We start from the raw sequence: 17,915 nt of genomic DNA, 5'->3' as shown, positions 1-17,915 counted from the left end.
TAGGGTGTAACTCGCGAGGAGGAGGCTGTCATGGGTGAAACAGCTTCGGCGACTACCCCCCGTGAGCGGTACCGACAGCAGGTTCGGGCAGAGATCAAAGAACGGGCCTGGGAGCAGATCACCGCTGCCGGAACATCCGCGCTCTCCCTCAACGGGATCGCCAGACTTATGGGCCTGAGCGGCACCGGGCTCTACCGATATTTCACGAGCCGTGACGAATTGCTCACAGAATTGGTTCATGACGCCTACCAGAGTTTGGTGGGGACACTCAGGACTGCGGCTGCCCAGGGAAAAGGGGGTCTTGCAGGCCTCGGACAGGCCCTGCGAATATGGGCGCTCGACGACCCGCAGCGGTATTTCCTCGTCTACGGACCTCCGGTGCCGGCCTACCGCGCCTCCGCTGACGTCGCCGCGTGGGCGGCGGAGATCATGGACATACTCATCGATGCCTGCGCCGACGTACCCGACGCGCCCGCGATGACGCCCGAGACCCCACTGGGGAGTGGCCCTGGGCGGGCGGTAGGGCGGGCCGAGGCGGCAGTGGCGCAGCGCCTGGCCATCTCCTTCCGGACCCGGCTGCACGGGGTGCTCTCCCTGGAACTCAGCGGTCACTTCGCCGGAATGGAATACGACCCGGCCCTGCTGTACCAGGCCGAGCTGGACCTGCTCGCGTCCCACTGAGCGCCCCAGAGCCTGCCCGTTCAGCTCGGGTGTCAAGGAAGTGGCCCTGCGGGGCCGCCGCGCTTGCGGTGGTCAGGGCATCAGCCGCGGGGCGGAAGGAGGGGGCCGAGGGGGCCGAGGTCGATGTTGAGGTCCTCCAGGGCGTAGCCGTGTTCCTCGCAAAGGTCGGCAAGGCTGTCATGGAGGGCAAGGAGGGTGGCACCGAGTTCCTCCTCCTGTTCGTCGGTGAGATCACCGGCATCGACGCGGCGCAGGGCTTGACGTTCGATGAGTTGGCGCAGGAGCTCGATGATGGTGAGGACGAGCTTCAGAAGGTCTTCCCCGACGGCGTCCGGGTCGGTTGTCAGGCGGTGGGCAGGGCGGGCGGGTTTGTCGTGAGGGGCGGGGGGCGCCTGGATGAGCCGGAAGGCCTGGGAGAGGCTGTCGCCCAGGTCTTGGACTCGGCCGGGCCGGGAGTGTGGAGACGGGAGGTGTTCATGGCTCATCGTGTCCGCCCTCCTGCTCCCCGGCGGGGGCGATCTCGGAGCTGACTGAGACGATGAGGGCACGCAGGGAGATACGGACGAGGTCGATGTCGGCGATGGACAGGACGATGTCGCCGGTGAGGACGACTCCGCCGCTCAGGAGCCGGTCGAGGAGGTCGACGAGGGCGACCTGGCGGCCGGGCAAGGGTTCGCCGTGTTCGCTGACGGTCATGGTGGCGGCTCGGGAGCGTCGGTCGGGCCGGCCGCCGGCATGGCGAAGGAGTAAGGAGCCCAGGGGCCGGTCACCTCGATGCGCAGGTCGGGGAAGTGCTGGGCGGCGTCGGCGATGGCAGCCTGGAACGGCCCCGCCTGGTCGTCGGGGATGAGGTAGGCGTAGTTGACGACGTTCTCCTGGGTGCCTGTGAGTTCGCCGCGCTGGGGTGCGTGGCGCACACGCTGGGTGGCATGGCGCGAGGCGATGGTCTCGATGGTCTCGGCAGCCTGTTCTGCCTGCTGGTAGACGGCGTCGCGGGAGTGGCGCTGGGCCCTGCGTGCCTGCAGATAGGCCTTGCCCGGGCTGGCAGCCGGGGCGGGGGCCGCGGCAGGGGGCTGCGTGGCCTCGGTCGTGAGGTAAATCTTCACCCCGTACTCGGTGTGGTCGCGCAGCTGGTCGAGACGCTGGATGAAGACGTCCTCTTGGGCGGCGAGCGCTTGCAGAGCCCGGTGGTCGTCCTGGTAGACGGTGGCCATGCGCAGGGGCAGGACGGGGGCCCGGGCGGCGACGGCCTGGACGACATCGTGATGGGTGCGCGCGACGTACTCGAGCCAGTCCAGGTCCTCGAAGTGGTTCTTGAGGGCGGTCTCGTTGAAGTCCTGTTCAGGCACGTCGCTGGCCACGAAGGCGAGCAACGCGAGCGACGTACTGGGGGCGGGCTCGGTGCCGGCGGTGAGAGGAAGAAACCTGAGCGGCGCCTGGCCGATGCCGTGCAGGCCGGCGAGGGCGTCGCCCAGCGGGCCGGTCCGGTGGGTGACTGCATAGACGTAGGTAAGGCTGCCGGGGGTGTTCACGGAGGGCTCTTCCGTCGTCGGCCAGCCGGTCGGCCACCTTGTTCCTCACCCGGGACCTCTTCTTCGTCGTACGCGCCGGGTTCGAGTCGGCCGCGAAGGGCGTCGAGTTCGGCGCGCAGTCGGCGGTTCTCCTGTTCCAGCGGACTGCCCGTGTGCCGGGACGACAGGGAGGGGTCGTGCTCCCACCAGTCGATGCCCATCTCCTTGGCCTTGTCCACGGACGCGATCAGGATGCGGAGCTTGATGGTCAACAGCTCGATGTCGAGAAGGTTGATGCGGATGTCGCCGGCGATGACGATCCCCTTGTCCAGGACACGCTCGAGGATGTCGGCGAGGCTGGAGGTGGCGGACTGCCCGTATGGCATCGGCGCGCGGGAGGCGAAGCTTCCGGGTCGGCCGGGCAGAGGTTCGGTCACGGTGGCCCCTCATTCTTCGACTCAGGAAAGCTGCTGCCGGAACGCTGCGATCTCTTCCAGCCGGTCGATCAGCTCGTCCTCCTGGCGGTCGAAAGTCTCCTGATCGATCTCTCCGCACAGCAGCTGCCGCTCCAGATCCGCCAGCCCCCGCCAGATCGGAGCGGGGTCGTAGTACTCCTCTTCCGCCTGGTCGACCACGCGCTGGGCGACCCAGGTGACAGCGCGTACCGGTGCTACGGGGAGCGTCAGCAGGTAGGTCAGGAGTCCCATAGCGTTCCCCTTCCGTGGGTGGGGTGGGTTATTGGACGAAGCTGTATGGGGGCAGCGGTCCGGAAAAGCGCAGGTCGATGTCGCTGCCGATCTCCCGTGCCAGGTTTGCTTCCGCGGTACGCAGAGCCTCCTTGTGCTCGTCGTGCACGAGGAGGGAGAGGTTGAGGAAGTCGCTCCCCGAGGGCGGGTGGGCCAGGTATTCGCGGGAGAAGGGGACGAGCGCCTCAGTCAGGCCGGCCGCCAGGGCCTCCTGCCGTACCTGCACCTCGCGGGCGATTATTTCGCCCAGGGCAAGGGGCAGGCTCGGGTCCCGGTCTCCGCTGCGGATACGGTCGTTGAGGTCGCTCGCTTCGGGCACATCCTGAAGAATCTGCTGCAGCAGTGGTGCCTCATCGGCCTGCGAGGCCCTCACGTGGTACTCGGCGCACCCCTCTAGGCGCCCCAGCGCACCGAGGTAGCTCTCCTCGTTGGACTCGAGGGCCTGGCGGACGGCGAGATCGTCGGTGGCAATGTACCCGAATTGCAGCGGCAGGATGACCCCGTCGGCCATCAGCAGCTCCTGGACCCGTTGGTGGGTGTTCAGGTCGCGGCGCTTGGGCCGGATCTCCTCGGCGATGTCGCTGACCACCGCGCACAGCGAGCCTGCAGTGACCGTGCGCAGCGCGTTGGGCTCGGCGCCGACGCCGCTGACGCCGTCCAGCCGGAGGGGGTGGTCCTTCGCGGCAATGGAGTACACATAGAGCGGCATCGGTTACTCCTTCTCCCGCCGTACAGGGCGCCGGGCGGCAGGGCGGCGTCTCCTGGGTGCCTCTTCCTCTTCCTCCGGCTCGCTCGACTTGGAGGACTTACCGGTCAGGGAATCGGTGACGGCCTCAACGGCTCCGCCGATGGCTCCCCTGGTCTTCCCGCGGGCCCCTCCTTCCATCATGTTCCCCATGACGTCGGGAAGCTGGGCTGGGGCCTTGCGGCCTGCTTCGAGGTCGAGGCGGTTGCAGGCCTCGGCAAAGCGGAGGTAGGTGTCGACGCTGGCCACGACGATCCGCGCGTCAATCTTGATGAGTTCGATGCCCACCAGGGAGACGCGGACGAAGACGTCGATGACCAGCCCGCGGTCGAGGATGAGTTCCAGGACGTCGTAGAGGCTGCTCGTGCCGCCTCCTTGCCCTCGGGCGACGGGGCCACCGCCCTGCGGCACCATGGTCATGGCGCCTCCTTCCGCCGGTCGGCCTGCGCTCAGGTTGGCCGGTCGATCATGCCGCGGGTGTAGCGGCGGGTGCGTTTGTAGGAGATCAACTCGCCGTCCTCGTCCAGCGCGACCCGATAGCTGGCCATCACACTGGTGGTGTCCGGAATGCGTTCCAGCTCCACCACTTCCACCTGCGCCTCCCAGCCGTCCTCGGTCGGCTGGAGCGAGGAGACGGAATCGGGAAGCCGGCCCAGCAGTTCAGCAAGCTGCTGCGCTGCGGCACGCATCGCCGCCGCCGCACCCGTCGTTCCGGAACGACGCCGGGGCGCAGTGCGCCTGGGTCCTTCCCTGTCCTGCCCTTCGCCGTCACCGGCGGCGTGCGAAGAGCCCCGCCGGGGGCGTGCAGGTTCCGCTGCGGCCATACGGCCCTCCCTTGGGGAGACGGCCTCACAGAAACTAGAATGTCACCAAACCCAGCTATAAGCCCAATATCGGGGCAGAAGCCTTTTCGGGGACGGCCTCCGGCCGGACCTCCATCTCGTCGGCGGGCAGTGCGCACATGGCGATCCACTACCCCCGGGCGACACCACCCAGACCGAAAGCGCCCTGGCAGGGGATGATCATGGAGGACACCACCAAGATCGCGCTCGCAGCCGCTGTGGCTGGCGGATACCTACTCGGCCGAACGAAGAAGGGCCGCCTGGCCTTCACCGTGGCGACCTATCTCGCCGGTCGCCGCTTCGGCCTCGAACCCGGACAGCTGCTCAAGGAAGGCGCCTCCCGACTCAAGGAGATGCCACAGTTCGAAGAACTTGCCGAGCAACTGCGCGGAGAAGCCCTCGACGCCGGCAAGCAAGCGCTGACTGTCGCAGCCAACCGAAAGCTTGCCGACCTCGCCGGCGTACTGCACGAGCGCACCCTCGAGCTCACCCGCAGCGGTCGGGACGAGGAGGAGCAGGACGAGGAACCGTACGAAGAAGAGGAAGCCGAGGACTACGCGGGAGAGGACGAGGAGGCCTACGCCGAGCCCGATGACGAGGTCGAAGAAGACGAAGAGGAGGAAGACGAGGAAGAGGGCGAGCAGGGACCGGAGGCGGAGGCCGAAGAGGCCGAAGAGGAGGAGGAGGAACCCGAGCAAGAGGAACCCGAGGAGGAAGAAGAGCCCGAGGAAGAAGAGCCGGAGGAGGAAGCAGAAGAAGAGGAGCCTCCCCCGCGACCGCGCCGGAAGCGCACCCCGGTTCGCGCACGCAGCAGCAAGCCCGCGGCGCCCGCCCGAAAGACCGCGCGGCGTCCCACCCCGGCGAAGGAGTCAGCACCTGCGAAGAAGCCGGCGCCCGCAAAGAAGGCCGCCCCCGCAAGGAGGACGCCCACGAAGAAGGCAGCGCCCGCCGGGGAGGCCGCACCCGCGAAGAAGGCCGCGGCGAAGAAGTCCTCCCCCGCCAGGAAGCCGACAGCGAAGAAGACCGGCGGCGCGGCCCGGCCGGCAAAGAAGGCAGCGCCCGCCAAGAAGAGCGCCCCGCGCACGGCGGCTGCGAAGAAGACCAGCGCCCCGCCGCGCAAGAGGAGCACAGCTCAGAGCCCGGCACGCAAGAGCGCTGCCACCAAGGCCACCGCCAAGAAGACCACAGGCCGCAGCCCGGCACGCAAGACGGCCGCCAAGAAGACGGCGGCGCGCAAGCCGTCCACGCGGAGGTAGGCCATGGCAACCTCAGACCGCACAGGCTCGTCGGAATCCCCCTCCGGGATGGACAAGCTGCTCAAGGAACTCACGGGATACCTCGCCGCCCAGGCCGACCAACTGGCCGACAAGGCGACCGACAAGCTCTCCGACGTCACCGACCAGCTCTACGACGTCGCCGACAACAAGGGCAGCCTCTCGGACGTCGCCGGCATCGGCAGTCGGATGCTGCAGGGCGACTCCCCCCTGAAAGCGTTCGCCGGCCAGAAGCTCGGCAACCTCAAGGACAAGGTCACTGAAGCGTTCGGTGGCGGCAAAGGCAAGGGCCGCAAGAGCAGCGGGGGCAAAGTCGTCAACATCGTCGAGGCCCTCGACGTCGGCCTGCCGTTGCGCACGGTCTACGACCACTGGACGCAGTACGAGAACTTCAGCGGATTCACCAAAGGCGTCCGCGACGTCTCCCGCGACGACGACACCACCAGCGACTGGAAGGTCAAGGTCGGTCCCTCGACACGAAGCTTCAAGGCAACGGTCCAGGAACAGGTACCCGACGACCGCATCGTGTGGACCTCTCAGGGCGCCAAGGGAACGACCCGCGGCTGCGTCACCTTCCACGAACTCGCCCCGTCGCTGACCCGCATCGTCATCGTCGTCGAGTACTACCCCTCCGGTCTGTTCGAGAAGACCGGCAATCTGTGGCGTGCCCAGGGCCGCCGACTGCGCCTGGATCTGAAGAACTTCCTGCGCCACGCCATGCTCACCACCGACGAGCCGGAAGGCTGGCGCGGCGAAATCCGCGACGGCGAGGTCGTCCAGACACACGAAGAAGCACTCGAAGAAGAACAAGCCGAAGAGCCGGAGGAAGGCGAGTACGAGGACGGCGGCTCCGAGGACGACGAGGAGGAGTACGCGGACGGCCAGGAGCAGGACGAAGAAGGCGATGCGGACGAGGACGCCCAGTACAGCAACGAGGAACTCGAAGAGGAAGAAGAAGAACCTGAGGAGGAGGAAGACGAGGAACCTGGGGAGGAGGAAGACGACGAGCCAGCTCCGCCTCGCCGACGCCGGCACCGGCAGCCCGCGTGAAGCCGTCCCTTTGAAGCAGGAGCGATTGACACGTGTGAGGGCCGGCGGGAGATCTCCCGCCGGCCCTCACCCCCATGCCACCTCGCGTACCAGCTCACCTCGGCGTGTCAGTGCTTCAGTGTGTCTTTGGCCTTCTGGGCTGTCTGCTTCGCATCACCCAGCATCTGCTCCCTCTGCCCCTTGGCCTCCAGGCTCTCGTTCCCCACTGCCTTGCCCGTGGTTTCCTTCACCTTGCCCTTGGTCGTCTTGGCGACGTTCTTGACCTTCTTACCTGCGCCCATTTCTCTCACCTCCCGGCAGCTCGCGCTCGGCAGTACAAGCCTGCTCAGCCCCTACCCGCCGAGAGAACCGATAGGCATTTCGCCGCATCCGGGATGAAAGGGGGAGGATGTGGCGGCTGCACGGCCCATCTTGGGCCTGTCCGATGGGTCTCCAGGAGCTGTCACCACGACACTCGTGCGAAGGCCGAGTCGCCCCTGGCGGCCTTGGGAGGGTTCAATGCCCAGGTGGTGGACTGGACACAGATGCGCGACTGCTGGTTCGAGGTCGATCGCGTTCCTGAGCTCTTGGAGCGGGTGGAGCGCGAGGACGACCCTGAAGCGTGGAAGGAGCTGGGTTGGCGGCTCGTCCTTGAGCACGATCTGCTGTCTCCGGCCAGTTTCGCCGCCTTCCCGCGCCTGGTTCGTCTCGCGCCCCGCAGCGCGGAGGCGCGCGGCCTGGCCGGGAAGATCCTTGGGCGCGCGGCAGGGCGGCACGGCTGCGATGGCCTGCTGGCTGACTGCGCCGAGGCGATCGAGGAGTTCCGTGAGGTGCTGGACGGGCACCTGCGGTCGCGGCCGGCTGACTACCTCGTGTGCTTCCGTGCCCTGCTCGCGGTTGAAGAGGAGTACCACTGGGCGAACGCTCTGGAGGGCTTCACGGACGACATCATGGGCGTGGGCTGTCCCCACTGTGGCGCGGCCGTGACGATCGTCATCGGCGGCTTCGGATGCTACTCGCAGGGGCGTGACGGGGGTGAGGAGGTCCGACGGGACCTGCGGCCGGCGGCCTCCGAGGAACTCACCGCAACCGGCCGATGGATGTATGGGATCACTGTCCGCGACGGGCAGGAGGCACTGGCCAACGGAATTGCCCACCTGTTCGGTGGAGCGGAATGTCCGCGCTGTGCCAGCGTCTTCACCGTCGCGGACGAGTACACATCCGCCAACCGTCCGGTCATGCGTTAAGCCACGACTACGAGCGGAGCCACATTCGGATCACGGCAGCGGTGACCGTGCCGTGGAAAACGTAGGCTCTCTTGTCGTAGCGGGTCGCCGCGGCTCGAAAGCTCTTGAGTCGGTTGATCATCCGCTCCACTTCGTTGCGACGCCGATAGATCGCCCAATCGAAGCCGGTCGGTCGGCCGCCCTTGCTGCCTCGGCGTCGGCGGTTGGCGCGTTGGTCCCGCTTCTCCGGAATGATGTGCTTGATCTGGCGTCGCCGCAGGTAATGACGGTTGCGGCGAGAGGAATAGGCCTTGTCTCCACCGAGGTGGTCGGGCTGAGTGCGTGGGTGTCCACCGCCTGGCCGAGGAACTCGGATCTGCTCAAGCACGGGATCATCTGCGGGGCATCCCCCACTGACCGGGTGTGATGATGAAGGCGAGCGGGCGCCGCCCGCCCTCGCCGGCCAGGTGGATCGTGCAAGTCAGTCCACCCCGTGAACGCCCCAGGGCCTCATCCACTCGGTGCTGGGCCGATCTGCTGTGCTCTCCCGGGATTCTTGCTGGGCTTGAGCGAGCGCCTACTGCGTGCTGATGGCCGCGGCAGGAATTGGAGTCCACGCTGACCATGCTCCAGCCGATCCGGCCTTCAGCGTCGGCCGCGGCCTGAATCGCCCGCAGGACCTTCTCCCATGTTCCGTCCGCTGACCACCTGCGATGACGGCCATGAACCGTCTTCCAATTCCCGAAGCTCGGCGGCAGGTCCCTCCAAGGGAGGCCGGTCCGCTGCCGGCACAGAATCCCGTGATCACTCTGCGATGACACTGCCCACGCCCGCCTCGTCCGTGGTTCTTTGGCAGGTGTGGTTCCAACGAAGCCCACTCGTTATCCGAAGGATCGCCCCGCCCCATAAGACTCGAAACGATCCACCTGCAGACGAGTCACCCGACCCATCGGACAGGGCCTAGTTGTATTGACCCGCAGCGTTGTTCACGCGGCTGATGGGCGGGTGTCCGCCCAGTGCGGTGTGGCAGCGGTGGTGGTTGTAGGTGTGGAGGAAGTCTGCCAGGGCTGCTGTCCGCTCGTCGTTGGAGGTGTAGGGCCGTAGGTACGCCCATTCCTCGAGCAGGGTGCGGTTGAAGCGTTCGACCTTGCCGTTGGTCTGGGGCCGGTAGGCACGGGTGAGCTTGCCGGCGGCGCCGATGTCGCTCAGGACGGCCTTCCAGGCCAGGCCCTTGCGGTAGGCCCACGCGTTGTCGGTGAGGACGCGTTCGATGCGGGTGATGCCCTGAGTGTGAAAGAACGCGGCGGCGCGGGCGAGGAAGTCTGCGCAGGTGGCGACCTTCTCGTCGGGGTGGATCTCGCTGTAGGCCAGGCGGCTGTGGTCGTCGACTGCGGAGTGGACATAGTCGAATCCCACGCCGGACTTCTTGCTGCGGCCGGCTTCGCGGCCCAGGGCCTTGTGGCCGCCGCCGGTGGGTATCCGGCCGGTTTCTTCACGTCCACGTGGATGAGCTCGCCTGGCCGGTCGCGTTCGTAGCGGCGGATCACGGTGCCGGTCGGGCGGTCCATCCAGGCGAGTCGGTGCAGGCGGTGCCGGGTCAGGATGCGGTGGACGGTCGAGGCGGGCAGGCCCACGATGGGGCCGATCCGGGCGGGGCCGAGCTTGCGGTCCCGCCGCAGGTCACACACTCGGGCCTCGATCGCGGCGGCAGTTCGGTGCGGGGTTGTCCGCGGCCGGGAGGACCGATCGGCCAGGCCGGCCTCGCCCTCGGTCCGCCACCGCCGCACCCATTTGTGGGCGGTGGCCCGCGATATACCCATCTCGGCGGCGACATGGGCGATCGGACGGCCCGATGCGACACGTTCAACCAGCAGTCGCCTACCGAAGACGGTCAGCCGGGCATTACGGTGGGACACGAAGACCTCCGTCGCGCAATGGGTTCCTAGACAGCTCCCACCACACCGGAGGTCTTCGCCATGTTCAAGACCTGCCGAGTGTCAACAACGCTCGTGATCAATACACCTAGTGCGCCGGTTCCTCTGGTGTCCGGTGAGAGCCCAACGCACCCGCAGTAAGCTCGCACTCTCGACCGCGGACAGGGTCCCTATTGGGCACGGTGGGGTTTGTGCTGGGTCAACCGCAGGTGCGCCCTCGCAGGCAGCGTCCGGTCCGTGGACCGGCGGGCGCGTTCCAGCGGCCCGTCGCGCAGCGCCTGCAGGACGGGGCCGGGCTCGGCGTCGGGTGTGAGGGTGAGGGCGACATGGGCTTCGGGACGGCTCGACGAGCCGTCCATTCGTGCGCGGGCCTGGTGAACACCGGGCAGGTGCCGGGCGTCGGCGGCCAGAGCGTCGCCGAGGGCACCCTCGCGCAGTTCCACTCCATCAACGGCGTGGGCTCCGCCCACGGACAGGGCGCCGGGGTGAGTGCGGCGCAGCTGCGCCAGCAGCCACCACACGGCGAGCAGGGTGACGATGGCCAAAACGGCGATGACTGCGGGCCACCACCATCCTTCGTCTGCCCAGCGGGTACGGTCGGCGTCAGCGAGCAGGACATCGCGGGGAGTGGCAAGGGGCCAGCCGTCGGGTGGTGCCAGTGACCAGCGTCGATAAAGGTCGAAGGCACCCGCCAGGATCATGAGGCCTGTGCCGAGTAGGACAAAGCCTGCCACGGCCAGCAGAACTCGGTTGACTGCGGATTTCCTTTTCATCGGATCCCCTTCTGTCTTCTGCTCGGCGGCGGACATCACCGGCGTTACTACTTGTGACGTGGGCGTACCCGGACGTCCAGCGACGGAGGGCGTGCGAGGTCGAGCCGGTCGAGGGCCTCTTGCAGAGCGACCAGGAGATCGGCCTTGACGTCGACGGGGGCGCGGAATCGCACATCCGCGCGCGCCTTGATGCGATGCCGGAAGAACCGGACCTTGGCAGCACTGACCCCGGGGACGCGCATCGCGGCATCCCGCAGCTTCAGTTCCGCGGCCTCGCGGTCCAGTACGGCGCGCATCTCCGCGTCGGGAGTCTCAAGGGGCAGCTGGTGGCGAAGGCCCGGGCTCAGGGCCAGGATGATCAGCCAGAGGCCGATAACGGCGATGACGGCGGCCCCGATCTGTAGCGCCGGGTCATCCAGCGGGCGGGCAGCCAGTTCGTCGGCCAGCCGTATGCGCCAGCCTGCGGCGGCCTGGCCGGCACGGACCCTGATGACGTCGAACAGGAGGGATCCCGCCGCGACCGCGATGATCAGGGCTGTGAGCGCGGCGGGTATACGGCGCGCGGACCATGGGCGCCGCGCAGCAGAATGTGGTCTGGCCGGAGGCCGCTCGTCCAGCAGCCCCACCGTGCGGTAGGTGGCCTCGTCCGTCTCGGTGGGCCCCTTCTCGGCCAGGGGATCTTGCTCGCGTTCCATGCCGGCTCTCCTTCCCGGTGGGAATGCGGTCCGGTTCACTGCACGCGGCGGTGCTCCAGGCCCTCGGCGGGAATCAGGTGCTCGATGGCAAGGGTGACTTCTGTGACGCGCATACCGGTCAAATGAGCCACCCGCTCACTGACGTAGTCCTGCAGCCGACGGGAGACGCCGGCGAGGTCCGCCGGGTAGGGCAGGTCCAGAGTCAGTCCCAACCGGGCCGTGCCGCTGCCGACGGTGGCCGAGGCGCGTGGACCGGCCAGTTTCGCGTGAGCGATCGAGGTGTCCGTGTGCGTGGCCAGTGCCTCTTTTGCGGCGCGGGCCGCGATGCGGGCGACCACCTTGTCCGGGATCACCGTGGCCCCCCGTTCGGCCGCCGGTAGCACCGGCGGGGTGGGGGCTGCCGCACCCCCGTGCGGCGCAGGCTCAGCTTGCGGGGTCACTGCCGGTTCCGGGAACGCGTGAAGTCGGACAGCTCCAGGTCACCCTGCAACATGCGGCCGATGATCAGGCCCACCAGGCCCAGGAACGCCACGAGCAGGAACGCCCAGAAGCCGCCGAAAAATGCGGCGAAGCCAAGGGCCATGCCGGCAAGCAGGCCCACAGTTGCTGCGCTCATTTCACTCACCTGAATTTCGCGTCGGTTGTTTCGCGGCCGCCGAGTCCGGGGGCTGCGAGGAGTCATTGCACGCGTCCCTCGCCTTCCTGGTCGTCCTCCTCGTCGGGCAGGTGGACATCGTCGACGGCGATGTTCACCTCGACGACCTCAAGGCCGGTCATGCGTTCGACCGCCGTGATGACGCTGGTACGGACGTCGGCGGCGATGTCCACGATGGCGACGCCGTACTCCACGACGACGTCGAGATCGATGGCGGCCTGCCGTTCGCCCACCTCGACCTTCACGCCGCGGCTCACGCTGGGACGGCCGCCGGGGACCTTGTCGGTCACCGCCCCGAGCGTGCGGGCCATGCCGGAGCCGAGGCTGTGGATGCCCGGCACCTCGCGGGTGGCCATTCCTGCGATCTTCTCCACCACGCTGTCGGCGATGGTCGTCTTGCCCCGCGACTCGGGTGCGGTTCCGGCGCCGGTGGGGCCCGCGAGGGCCTTGCCCGCAGGACGTGACTCGCCTCCGCCTGAGGTGGGGTTGATGGTGTCCGACATGAGGACCTCCCCAGGGTGAATGTCCGGGCGCCGGTGCGGCGCCCTCATGCTTAGGACACCTCGCGTGGACATTCCTCACGCGGCTCGTGCGGGGCAGCCCGCCTACCATCGAGGAGTACCTAGCAGGCCGCAACGAGTGTCTTCGGCAGGAAGCGAGTGGCCGATGCGCAACCGGACCGACCCCTCCCGCCAGCCTGGCGCAAACCTCCCCCTGCGACCGGTAGCGGTGCCGATCGGCGGCGTCGCCACGGAGCAGGACGCTGTAGGCGCACTGGACGACAGCGTGCTGGCGATACGAGCCTCGGAAGGGGACGAAGACGCCTTCGCCGTCCTGGTCCGCCGGCACAGCAGCCGCCTGCTCGCCCTCGCCCAGCATCTGCTCGGCAACCGAGCAGACGCAGAGGACGCGGTCCAAGACGCCTTCATCAGCGCTTGGCGGCGGCTGCCGGAATTCCGGCACAGTGCCTCGTTCAGCACCTGGATGTATCGCATCGTGACGAACCGCTGCCTCAACACTCTGCGCCGCCGGCCCCATCCGTTGCCCCTGGACACCGTCCCCGAACCGGCTGCCGTGGATGCGAACAGCTCACCACCCAAGGTGGCCGAGACGGACGCGGCAGCAGCCGCCCTGACGCAAGCGCTCCTGGCATTGGGCCCCGAGCTCCGGGTGTGCTGGGTGCTGCGGGAACTGCACGGCCTGCACTACGAAGAGATCGCCCACGTGGTGGGCAGCAGTGAACAAACGGTGCGCGGCAGACTCTTTCGCGCACGACGCGCTCTGATGGAGGCGATGCGCCCATGGCGCTAGACGACCCGCACCCCGCCTCAGGCGACGAGCCCGCAGGCGTGCACGCCGTAGCGGCTGAAGCGTCGCTACATCCCGACGCGGAGCTGCTGGCGGGTGCGGAACTTTTGCCCTGCGGGCGCCCCCTCGGGCATGCCTGGCAACAGGCCCGCAGCGCGGCCGGCGCAGCAGACCCGCACAGCAGCCGCTGTCCCCACTGCCGCGAGGCCATCGATGGGCTGACAGCCCTGGACCGGGCAACCCGTGCTCTGCGCGGCGAGAAACAACCCGACGGTCACCGCCTCGCCACACGTGTCATCAATGCGGTCCGCAGCGAGGTACGGCTCGGCACCATGTTGCTGCTCGACGACCCCGATCACGACCTGCGGATCGCCGAGAGCGCGGCCGCGAAGGTGCTGCGTCGGGCCGCCGACACCGTCCCCGGCGTCCGCGCCGCCAGCTGCCGCGTGGCCACGGCGAAAGACGCCCACGTCCAGGCCGTCCATATCGTCGTCATCACGGTGGCAGCCACGCTCGACCAGCCGCTGCGAGGGCGGGCCGAGGCAGTACGCCAAGCCGTCCTCCACGCGGCCGAACACGTCCTCGGTCTCGCCGTCACCACCGTCGACGTGGAAGTCAACGCCGTACTGGGAGCCCCCCGCGTGCATGGTGACGAGCGGTGCGAACTGAGCGAACGATGAACGCCTCCCACCGCGAGAACCTCCACCGAGCGGCAGCCCGGGCCGCCCTCGACGTACCCGGCGTACTCGCTCTCCAGCCCGCGCTCGCCGACCGGCTGGCGCTCGCAGCCTCCCGCATGTACGAAGCCGTGGCCGCAGGTGCCACCGGGCACCCCGAGGCGGCCGGTGTCCGCTGCGAACTCACCCCGGTCGGCGTTTGGCACGTGGAGGTGCGCTGCATCCTGGACAAGGACCACCGCGTCGTCGACGTCGCCCGACGGGTCCGCGAAAGCGTGCGGACGGCCATCATCTCCCACCTGGCCCAACAAGGCAGGGCGGCGGGCGTCACCGTTGTGGTCACCGTCACGCGCACCGTGTAGCCCGCCGGGCATGCCATCCGCGTGGTTTCGCTTAGGCACGCTGCGGGTCGACGGCCTCGCCTTGGCCATGCGGTCGTGGGCACATGGTCGGCCTGGTCCGCGCGCATCCTCAACGATGTCGGCGGCTGTAGCGTTCGTTGTTTTAAACCGGGTAGGTGCACACAGGGACTCACATAGGGTTTCTCCCATTGATTCGGGAATTGGTCGTGCCGACGACAAAAACGCGGCCCGTAGCTGCGGGAGGCAAGCGTGAAGTTCATCCTGGGGCGGCACGGACACAAATGGAGACGGCGCCGGATGATTGTCGGCTGGATGCGACGACCTCTCGCTGGGATCCTCTTGCGACTGACAGCATGGGGTTTGCGAGTGACGGTGCGGGCCGCTCGGTGGGCGCTGCGCCGCAAGATGAAGCGCGTCCTGCATAGGTTACAGGCGCATACGCTCGGGCGTGGATGCCGTGATTGCGTCCGCCAGCTGGGAGCAGCCCCTCGCAGCGCGGGCCTTACCCGGTCACAGTCAGCCATGCTTGCGGTGAACGGAGAAACGGCTTCGCCTGCTCACGCAGGGAAGCCGTTTCGCCTATCAATGGGACCGGCGTCCGGTTGCCGTTTCCTGCTAGTGCCTAGCACTCCTGAAAAGGCGGAAGACGCCGAGGAGAATGAGGGAGCCGACGATGGCGGCGACCCACGTCGAGATCTCGAAGAAGCCGTCAACGGAGTCGACTCCGAAAATCACCTTACCGAGCCACCCACCGAGCAGGCCGCCCGCGATGCCTATCAATATGGTGACGATAATGCCGCCCGGGTCCTTCCCGGGCATCAGCATTTTGGCGATGATGCCCGCGAACAGCCCGATAAGAATCCAAGCAAGTATGCCCATGATCCCTTCCTGTCTCGTCACATAAATGAGCGATGCAACCTAATTCCGATTCCGTGCTATTGTCGCAGCCATCGAGCCTTTACCTGTGCCAACGCCTTCAACCACTCGCCAACGACCAAGGATCCGATGCGGTCAACTCAACGCATCCTTGCCCTTCTCCTTGACGCGCCGGGCATTGCCCCGGGCTTCCAGAGCTGCGCCCTTGGCGGCCAGCGTCTCCTTACCCATGGCATGGGCTGCTTTCTTTACAGCCCTTCCCGCAACTCGCTCTATCTCAGCCTTCGCTTTCTCACCAGCGCCCATGTCGCCCCCTTAAACGTTCTTACGCTATGCATATGTCCGCCCGGGCGGCTCGCAAACGATTCACGCGAACCGATCCACTGTGACCTCGACATCGTGGGGCGCCACAAGGCTCAGCGGGGCGTCGATGGCATCCTGCCAGTTCACAGGTGGGCAGGCGGCGAGATCACCGGCGAGGTTGCCCAGCTCGTTCACGGGCTTGTGGTCGACCGGGTCGCGAAGCTGGTGAAGGTGGTGCGGGAGCCGGATGGTATCGGGCCCGGCGGCGGCCGCCCCTGGTGCCAAGCCGAGCCAACCGTCCCGGTGCCGTTGGCGCTCCGGCTCCTCCTGCTCGGCCACCAGTTGCGCGGGGTCACGAGCTCGCGCTCGCGGCCGCCGCCCGCTGGCACTCGTAGCAGGCGCTCCAGGGCACGTCCGCGCCCCGCTGACCTGGGTGGACTGGCTTGCCGCAGTCCGGGCACGGCGAGCGGGAGGCCGCCCGCGCCTGTTCCGCGGCCGTCTTGTGGACCGCGGCCTGTTTCTCGGCCGGGCTGCGCCGTACGGGCTGCTGCACGAACGCGGCCAGTGTCTCGGTGACCTTGAGAGCGTGTTTGGCGCCTGACGCCGCTGCGGCCCGCCCCGTCCCGCCCATCTCCTTTGACCGGCCGTTCCAGCACATGCGCGGCGGCTTCCAGCCCGGACGGGGTCAGCGACCTCAGCTTCTCCGTGGTCCTCCCGCCCTGCACCCGCGATGTCGTCTCCGCCGACACCCGAGCCCGCCGGCCTTCAAGTCCCAGCCGCCCCGAACTGGTACCGGATCCGCGGTCCCCGGACACCTCAGGGTCCACAGCTGCGCCGCTGTCGCGATCCTCCCGAGTCCGCGTCGTCGACCTCTATTGACGTCGCCCCGCCCCGTCTCGCCTATCCATCCGCTACCTCTCATCCATGATCGGGCAAAGAAGGGGTGCCGGGGGCCTGACTTTCGACTGGTCAAGAGGCCTGAGCTGCGGAACATCCTCAAGGTGGAGGACCATCACCCCAGGGGGAAACACAGGACTGACCCCGCGCGCCGCGGGGCAGGTGCCGGAAGGGAAGCCGACGGGCCGAACTCGAAGGCAGGTGAGTCTGATGGCTTCAACCAGCGATCCCACATGGTCCGAAGTGCGCCGCCCTGGTGATCGGCGCAAGCGGGGTCTCGTGGTCCTGGGCGGGCTGTGCATCGCGGGGCTGGTGCTCTGGCAGATCACGGAGCGGAGGCACATGTGAATGCGTTGAAGATCAGGAAGACGCGCCGACCCGCCACCGACACAGGACCGCACGTGGAGGGAGATCGCCGCAACGCTGCAGGGCGCCGTCTTCGCCGCCGTCAAGGGCGGTGATCGACCGCAGCTCGCCACCCAACAGGTCGCGGGCGCTTGGCCCGCATGGCACCCGCCCTTGGAAGGAGCAAGAGCCCCGCCGGCTCTGTCCCTGCGCGGTCCCGACCCCGCTGCGTGGTGTCGGGCCCGGGCCGCTCAGGCGGCGCGGTGGGCGGTGGTGGCGTCGCGCTGAAGGTGAGGTGCCGCATGTCGCAGGCCACGATGGTGGGACCGTCGGCGCTGATGTAGAGCTCGTCGAGAGCGGCCCGGGTCTCCAGGTCCAGTTCACCGGCCGGTGCGAGATGCACCGTTGGCCCGTAGCGCCTCGGCATCACACGGAAATCCATGTCGTCCCGCCTCGCCGCACTAATGCATGCCTGCACGGATCTAGGCCGCAGCTGGCCCGGATTCGATGGTCGCGCCGCTGCCGACCCAGCCGCAAGCCAACCCGCCGGGCTCAGGCCGCCGCATCAGGCCGGGGGTCCAACGCCTCGAGGCCGACCCCCGCCACTCCGCGGCAGCGGCAAGGCGCCACGTCCCTGAGGGCCGCCCTGCGCCCTGTCGGTGGTCGGTGCTTCTTTTGGGGTGCTCAGGCGTCTCATCTGTGCCCTTCACCTCTGCTCAGCGCTGAGACTTCTTTCACCTGTGGAGGTATAGGTGGTGGGAGACGGGGCAGCGGCATGGGTGAGGGCACGGAGGTGAGCAGGATGGCCACGGGTAAGAAGATCAAGAACACCGGAAAGAGCGTGAAGGGGAAAGTCAAGGAAACGGCCGGCAAGGCCGTCGGTAACGAGAGCCTGGAGCTGAAGGGAAAGGCCGAACAGACGGCGGCTGACGCCAAGCAAGCCGGCCAGAAGGCCAAGGACGCCCTGACCTGATGAGTCCCGGCGTCGGATGCGTCTATGGGTGCCGCCGTCCAGTCCTTGGGACGGCGGCACTCA

27 protein-coding genes and 2 pseudogenes are annotated in these 17,915 nt (G+C 67.8%); 9 read left to right on the top strand and 20 right to left on the bottom strand.

Annotated elements, in window-relative coordinates; translation table 11 throughout:
* The first annotated feature begins 30 nt into the window (after positions 1-30).
* Positions 31-681 carry a TetR/AcrR family transcriptional regulator gene (locus OHA91_RS38515; RefSeq protein WP_328741007.1) on the top strand — a complete coding sequence of 217 codons (651 nt, stop codon included), beginning with the start codon at positions 31-33 and terminating at the stop codon, positions 679-681.
* An 80-nt stretch (positions 682-761) separates the two neighbouring features.
* On the opposite strand, the gene OHA91_RS38510 is transcribed toward OHA91_RS38515, so the two are convergent.
* The 8 genes from OHA91_RS38510 to OHA91_RS38475 all read right to left on the bottom strand — a co-directional run bounded on the left by OHA91_RS38510 (position 762) and on the right by OHA91_RS38475 (position 4,507).
* On the bottom strand, positions 762-1,166 hold the full coding sequence (locus OHA91_RS38510; RefSeq protein WP_328741006.1) for a gas vesicle protein K: 405 nt from the start codon (positions 1,164-1,166) through the stop codon (positions 762-764).
* A complete protein-coding gene (locus OHA91_RS38505; RefSeq protein WP_328741004.1) occupies positions 1,156-1,377 on the bottom strand; it encodes a gas vesicle protein in 222 nt (73 codons plus the stop codon). The genes OHA91_RS38510 and OHA91_RS38505 overlap by 11 nt, the downstream gene beginning before the upstream one ends.
* The gene (locus OHA91_RS38500; RefSeq protein ID WP_328741003.1) at positions 1,374-2,213 is read right to left on the bottom strand and encodes a GvpL/GvpF family gas vesicle protein; all 840 of its coding nucleotides are present in this window, start codon (positions 2,211-2,213) and stop codon (positions 1,374-1,376) included. Before OHA91_RS38500 ends, OHA91_RS38505 begins: the two co-directional genes overlap by 4 nt.
* Positions 2,210-2,578, bottom strand: a complete 369-nt coding sequence (locus tag OHA91_RS38495) for a gas vesicle protein (RefSeq protein WP_328741220.1) — start codon at positions 2,576-2,578, stop codon at positions 2,210-2,212. Before OHA91_RS38495 ends, OHA91_RS38500 begins: the two co-directional genes overlap by 4 nt.
* A gap of 72 nt (positions 2,579-2,650) precedes the next feature.
* Positions 2,651-2,899, bottom strand: coding sequence for a gas vesicle protein GvpG (locus tag OHA91_RS38490; protein ID WP_328741002.1), 249 nt, complete (start codon positions 2,897-2,899; stop codon positions 2,651-2,653).
* 28 nt (positions 2,900-2,927) lie between these two features.
* On the bottom strand, positions 2,928-3,647 hold the full coding sequence (locus tag OHA91_RS38485) for a GvpL/GvpF family gas vesicle protein (protein WP_328741001.1): 720 nt from the start codon (positions 3,645-3,647) through the stop codon (positions 2,928-2,930).
* A 3-nt stretch (positions 3,648-3,650) separates the two neighbouring features.
* Positions 3,651-4,103: a gas vesicle structural protein GvpA gene (locus OHA91_RS38480; protein ID WP_328741000.1), complete on the bottom strand. Its 453-nt coding sequence runs from the start codon at positions 4,101-4,103 to the stop codon at positions 3,651-3,653.
* 29 nt (positions 4,104-4,132) lie between these two features.
* Entirely contained in the window at positions 4,133-4,507 is a 375-nt protein-coding gene (locus OHA91_RS38475; protein ID WP_328740999.1) for a gas vesicle protein GvpO, read from the bottom strand.
* Positions 4,508-4,707: 200 nt separating this feature from the next.
* Here OHA91_RS38475 and OHA91_RS38470 point away from each other — a divergent pair, with 200 nt between their 5' ends.
* Both OHA91_RS38470 and OHA91_RS38465 read left to right on the top strand, forming a co-directional pair.
* Positions 4,708-5,781: a histone protein gene (locus OHA91_RS38470; protein WP_328740997.1), complete on the top strand. Its 1,074-nt coding sequence runs from the start codon at positions 4,708-4,710 to the stop codon at positions 5,779-5,781.
* Between the two features lie 3 nt (positions 5,782-5,784).
* Positions 5,785-6,849 (top strand): SRPBCC family protein, encoded by a 1,065-nt coding sequence (locus OHA91_RS38465; protein WP_328740996.1) that lies wholly within the window; start codon positions 5,785-5,787, stop codon positions 6,847-6,849.
* A 107-nt stretch (positions 6,850-6,956) separates the two neighbouring features.
* On the opposite strand, the gene OHA91_RS38460 is transcribed toward OHA91_RS38465, so the two are convergent.
* Complete coding sequence (locus tag OHA91_RS38460; protein WP_266479400.1) at positions 6,957-7,130, bottom strand: CsbD family protein; 174 nt, start codon at positions 7,128-7,130, stop codon at positions 6,957-6,959.
* 225 nt (positions 7,131-7,355) lie between these two features.
* Between OHA91_RS38460 and OHA91_RS38455 the strand changes: the two genes are divergently transcribed.
* Positions 7,356-8,075 (top strand): hypothetical protein, encoded by a 720-nt coding sequence (locus OHA91_RS38455; protein WP_328740995.1) that lies wholly within the window; start codon positions 7,356-7,358, stop codon positions 8,073-8,075.
* A gap of 7 nt (positions 8,076-8,082) precedes the next feature.
* On the opposite strand, the pseudogene OHA91_RS38450 reads toward OHA91_RS38455, so the two are convergent.
* The 7 genes and pseudogenes from OHA91_RS38450 to OHA91_RS38420 form a co-directional block, all read right to left on the bottom strand.
* Positions 8,083-8,961, bottom strand: a pseudogene (locus tag OHA91_RS38450) (IS5 family transposase).
* A gap of 53 nt (positions 8,962-9,014) precedes the next feature.
* A pseudogene (locus OHA91_RS38445) lies at positions 9,015-9,970 on the bottom strand (IS481 family transposase).
* Between the two features lie 188 nt (positions 9,971-10,158).
* A complete protein-coding gene (locus tag OHA91_RS38440; protein ID WP_328740994.1) occupies positions 10,159-10,722 on the bottom strand; it encodes an Asp23/Gls24 family envelope stress response protein in 564 nt (187 codons plus the stop codon).
* Positions 10,723-10,808: 86 nt separating this feature from the next.
* Entirely contained in the window at positions 10,809-11,456 is a 648-nt protein-coding gene (locus OHA91_RS38435; protein ID WP_328740993.1) for a DUF6286 domain-containing protein, read from the bottom strand.
* A gap of 35 nt (positions 11,457-11,491) precedes the next feature.
* On the bottom strand, positions 11,492-11,809 hold the full coding sequence (locus OHA91_RS38430; protein ID WP_328740991.1) for an Asp23/Gls24 family envelope stress response protein: 318 nt from the start codon (positions 11,807-11,809) through the stop codon (positions 11,492-11,494).
* Between the two features lie 83 nt (positions 11,810-11,892).
* Complete coding sequence (locus OHA91_RS38425) at positions 11,893-12,072, bottom strand: DUF2273 domain-containing protein (RefSeq protein ID WP_030239695.1); 180 nt, start codon at positions 12,070-12,072, stop codon at positions 11,893-11,895.
* A gap of 62 nt (positions 12,073-12,134) precedes the next feature.
* The gene (locus tag OHA91_RS38420; RefSeq protein WP_328740989.1) at positions 12,135-12,614 is read right to left on the bottom strand and encodes an Asp23/Gls24 family envelope stress response protein; all 480 of its coding nucleotides are present in this window, start codon (positions 12,612-12,614) and stop codon (positions 12,135-12,137) included.
* 163 nt (positions 12,615-12,777) lie between these two features.
* Between OHA91_RS38420 and OHA91_RS38415 the strand changes: the two genes are divergently transcribed.
* From OHA91_RS38415 to OHA91_RS38405, 3 genes are all read left to right on the top strand, one after another.
* A complete protein-coding gene (locus OHA91_RS38415; RefSeq protein WP_328740988.1) occupies positions 12,778-13,422 on the top strand; it encodes an RNA polymerase sigma factor in 645 nt (214 codons plus the stop codon).
* A 329-nt stretch (positions 13,423-13,751) separates the two neighbouring features.
* Positions 13,752-14,099, top strand: a complete 348-nt coding sequence (locus OHA91_RS38410; RefSeq protein WP_328740987.1) for an Asp23/Gls24 family envelope stress response protein — start codon at positions 13,752-13,754, stop codon at positions 14,097-14,099.
* Positions 14,096-14,458, top strand: a complete 363-nt coding sequence (locus tag OHA91_RS38405; RefSeq protein WP_328740986.1) for a hypothetical protein — start codon at positions 14,096-14,098, stop codon at positions 14,456-14,458. Before OHA91_RS38410 ends, OHA91_RS38405 begins: the two co-directional genes overlap by 4 nt.
* Positions 14,459-15,073: 615 nt before the next feature.
* Here the strand turns inward: OHA91_RS38405 and OHA91_RS38400 are convergent.
* From OHA91_RS38400 to OHA91_RS38385, 4 genes are all read right to left on the bottom strand, one after another.
* Positions 15,074-15,337, bottom strand: a complete 264-nt coding sequence (locus tag OHA91_RS38400) for a GlsB/YeaQ/YmgE family stress response membrane protein (protein WP_328740985.1) — start codon at positions 15,335-15,337, stop codon at positions 15,074-15,076.
* 132 nt (positions 15,338-15,469) lie between these two features.
* Positions 15,470-15,640, bottom strand: a complete 171-nt coding sequence (locus OHA91_RS38395; protein ID WP_328740984.1) for a hypothetical protein — start codon at positions 15,638-15,640, stop codon at positions 15,470-15,472.
* A 60-nt stretch (positions 15,641-15,700) separates the two neighbouring features.
* A complete protein-coding gene (locus OHA91_RS38390; protein WP_328740983.1) occupies positions 15,701-15,976 on the bottom strand; it encodes a hypothetical protein in 276 nt (91 codons plus the stop codon).
* A 13-nt stretch (positions 15,977-15,989) separates the two neighbouring features.
* Complete coding sequence (locus OHA91_RS38385) at positions 15,990-16,268, bottom strand: hypothetical protein (protein WP_328740982.1); 279 nt, start codon at positions 16,266-16,268, stop codon at positions 15,990-15,992.
* A 476-nt stretch (positions 16,269-16,744) separates the two neighbouring features.
* Here OHA91_RS38385 and OHA91_RS38380 point away from each other — a divergent pair, with 476 nt between their 5' ends.
* Both OHA91_RS38380 and OHA91_RS38375 read left to right on the top strand, forming a co-directional pair.
* Positions 16,745-16,882: a hypothetical protein gene (locus OHA91_RS38380; protein ID WP_328740981.1), complete on the top strand. Its 138-nt coding sequence runs from the start codon at positions 16,745-16,747 to the stop codon at positions 16,880-16,882.
* 799 nt (positions 16,883-17,681) lie between these two features.
* Positions 17,682-17,852: a CsbD family protein gene (locus tag OHA91_RS38375; protein ID WP_328740980.1), complete on the top strand. Its 171-nt coding sequence runs from the start codon at positions 17,682-17,684 to the stop codon at positions 17,850-17,852.
* Positions 17,853-17,915 lie beyond the last annotated feature (63 nt).

It is taken from the genome of Streptomyces erythrochromogenes (assembly GCF_036170895.1).
Taxonomy (GTDB): Bacteria; Actinomycetota; Actinomycetes; order Streptomycetales; family Streptomycetaceae; genus Streptomyces; species Streptomyces erythrochromogenes.
Note: the sequence above shows the minus strand (reverse complement) of the source record. Positions and strands in the feature narration are given on the sequence as shown.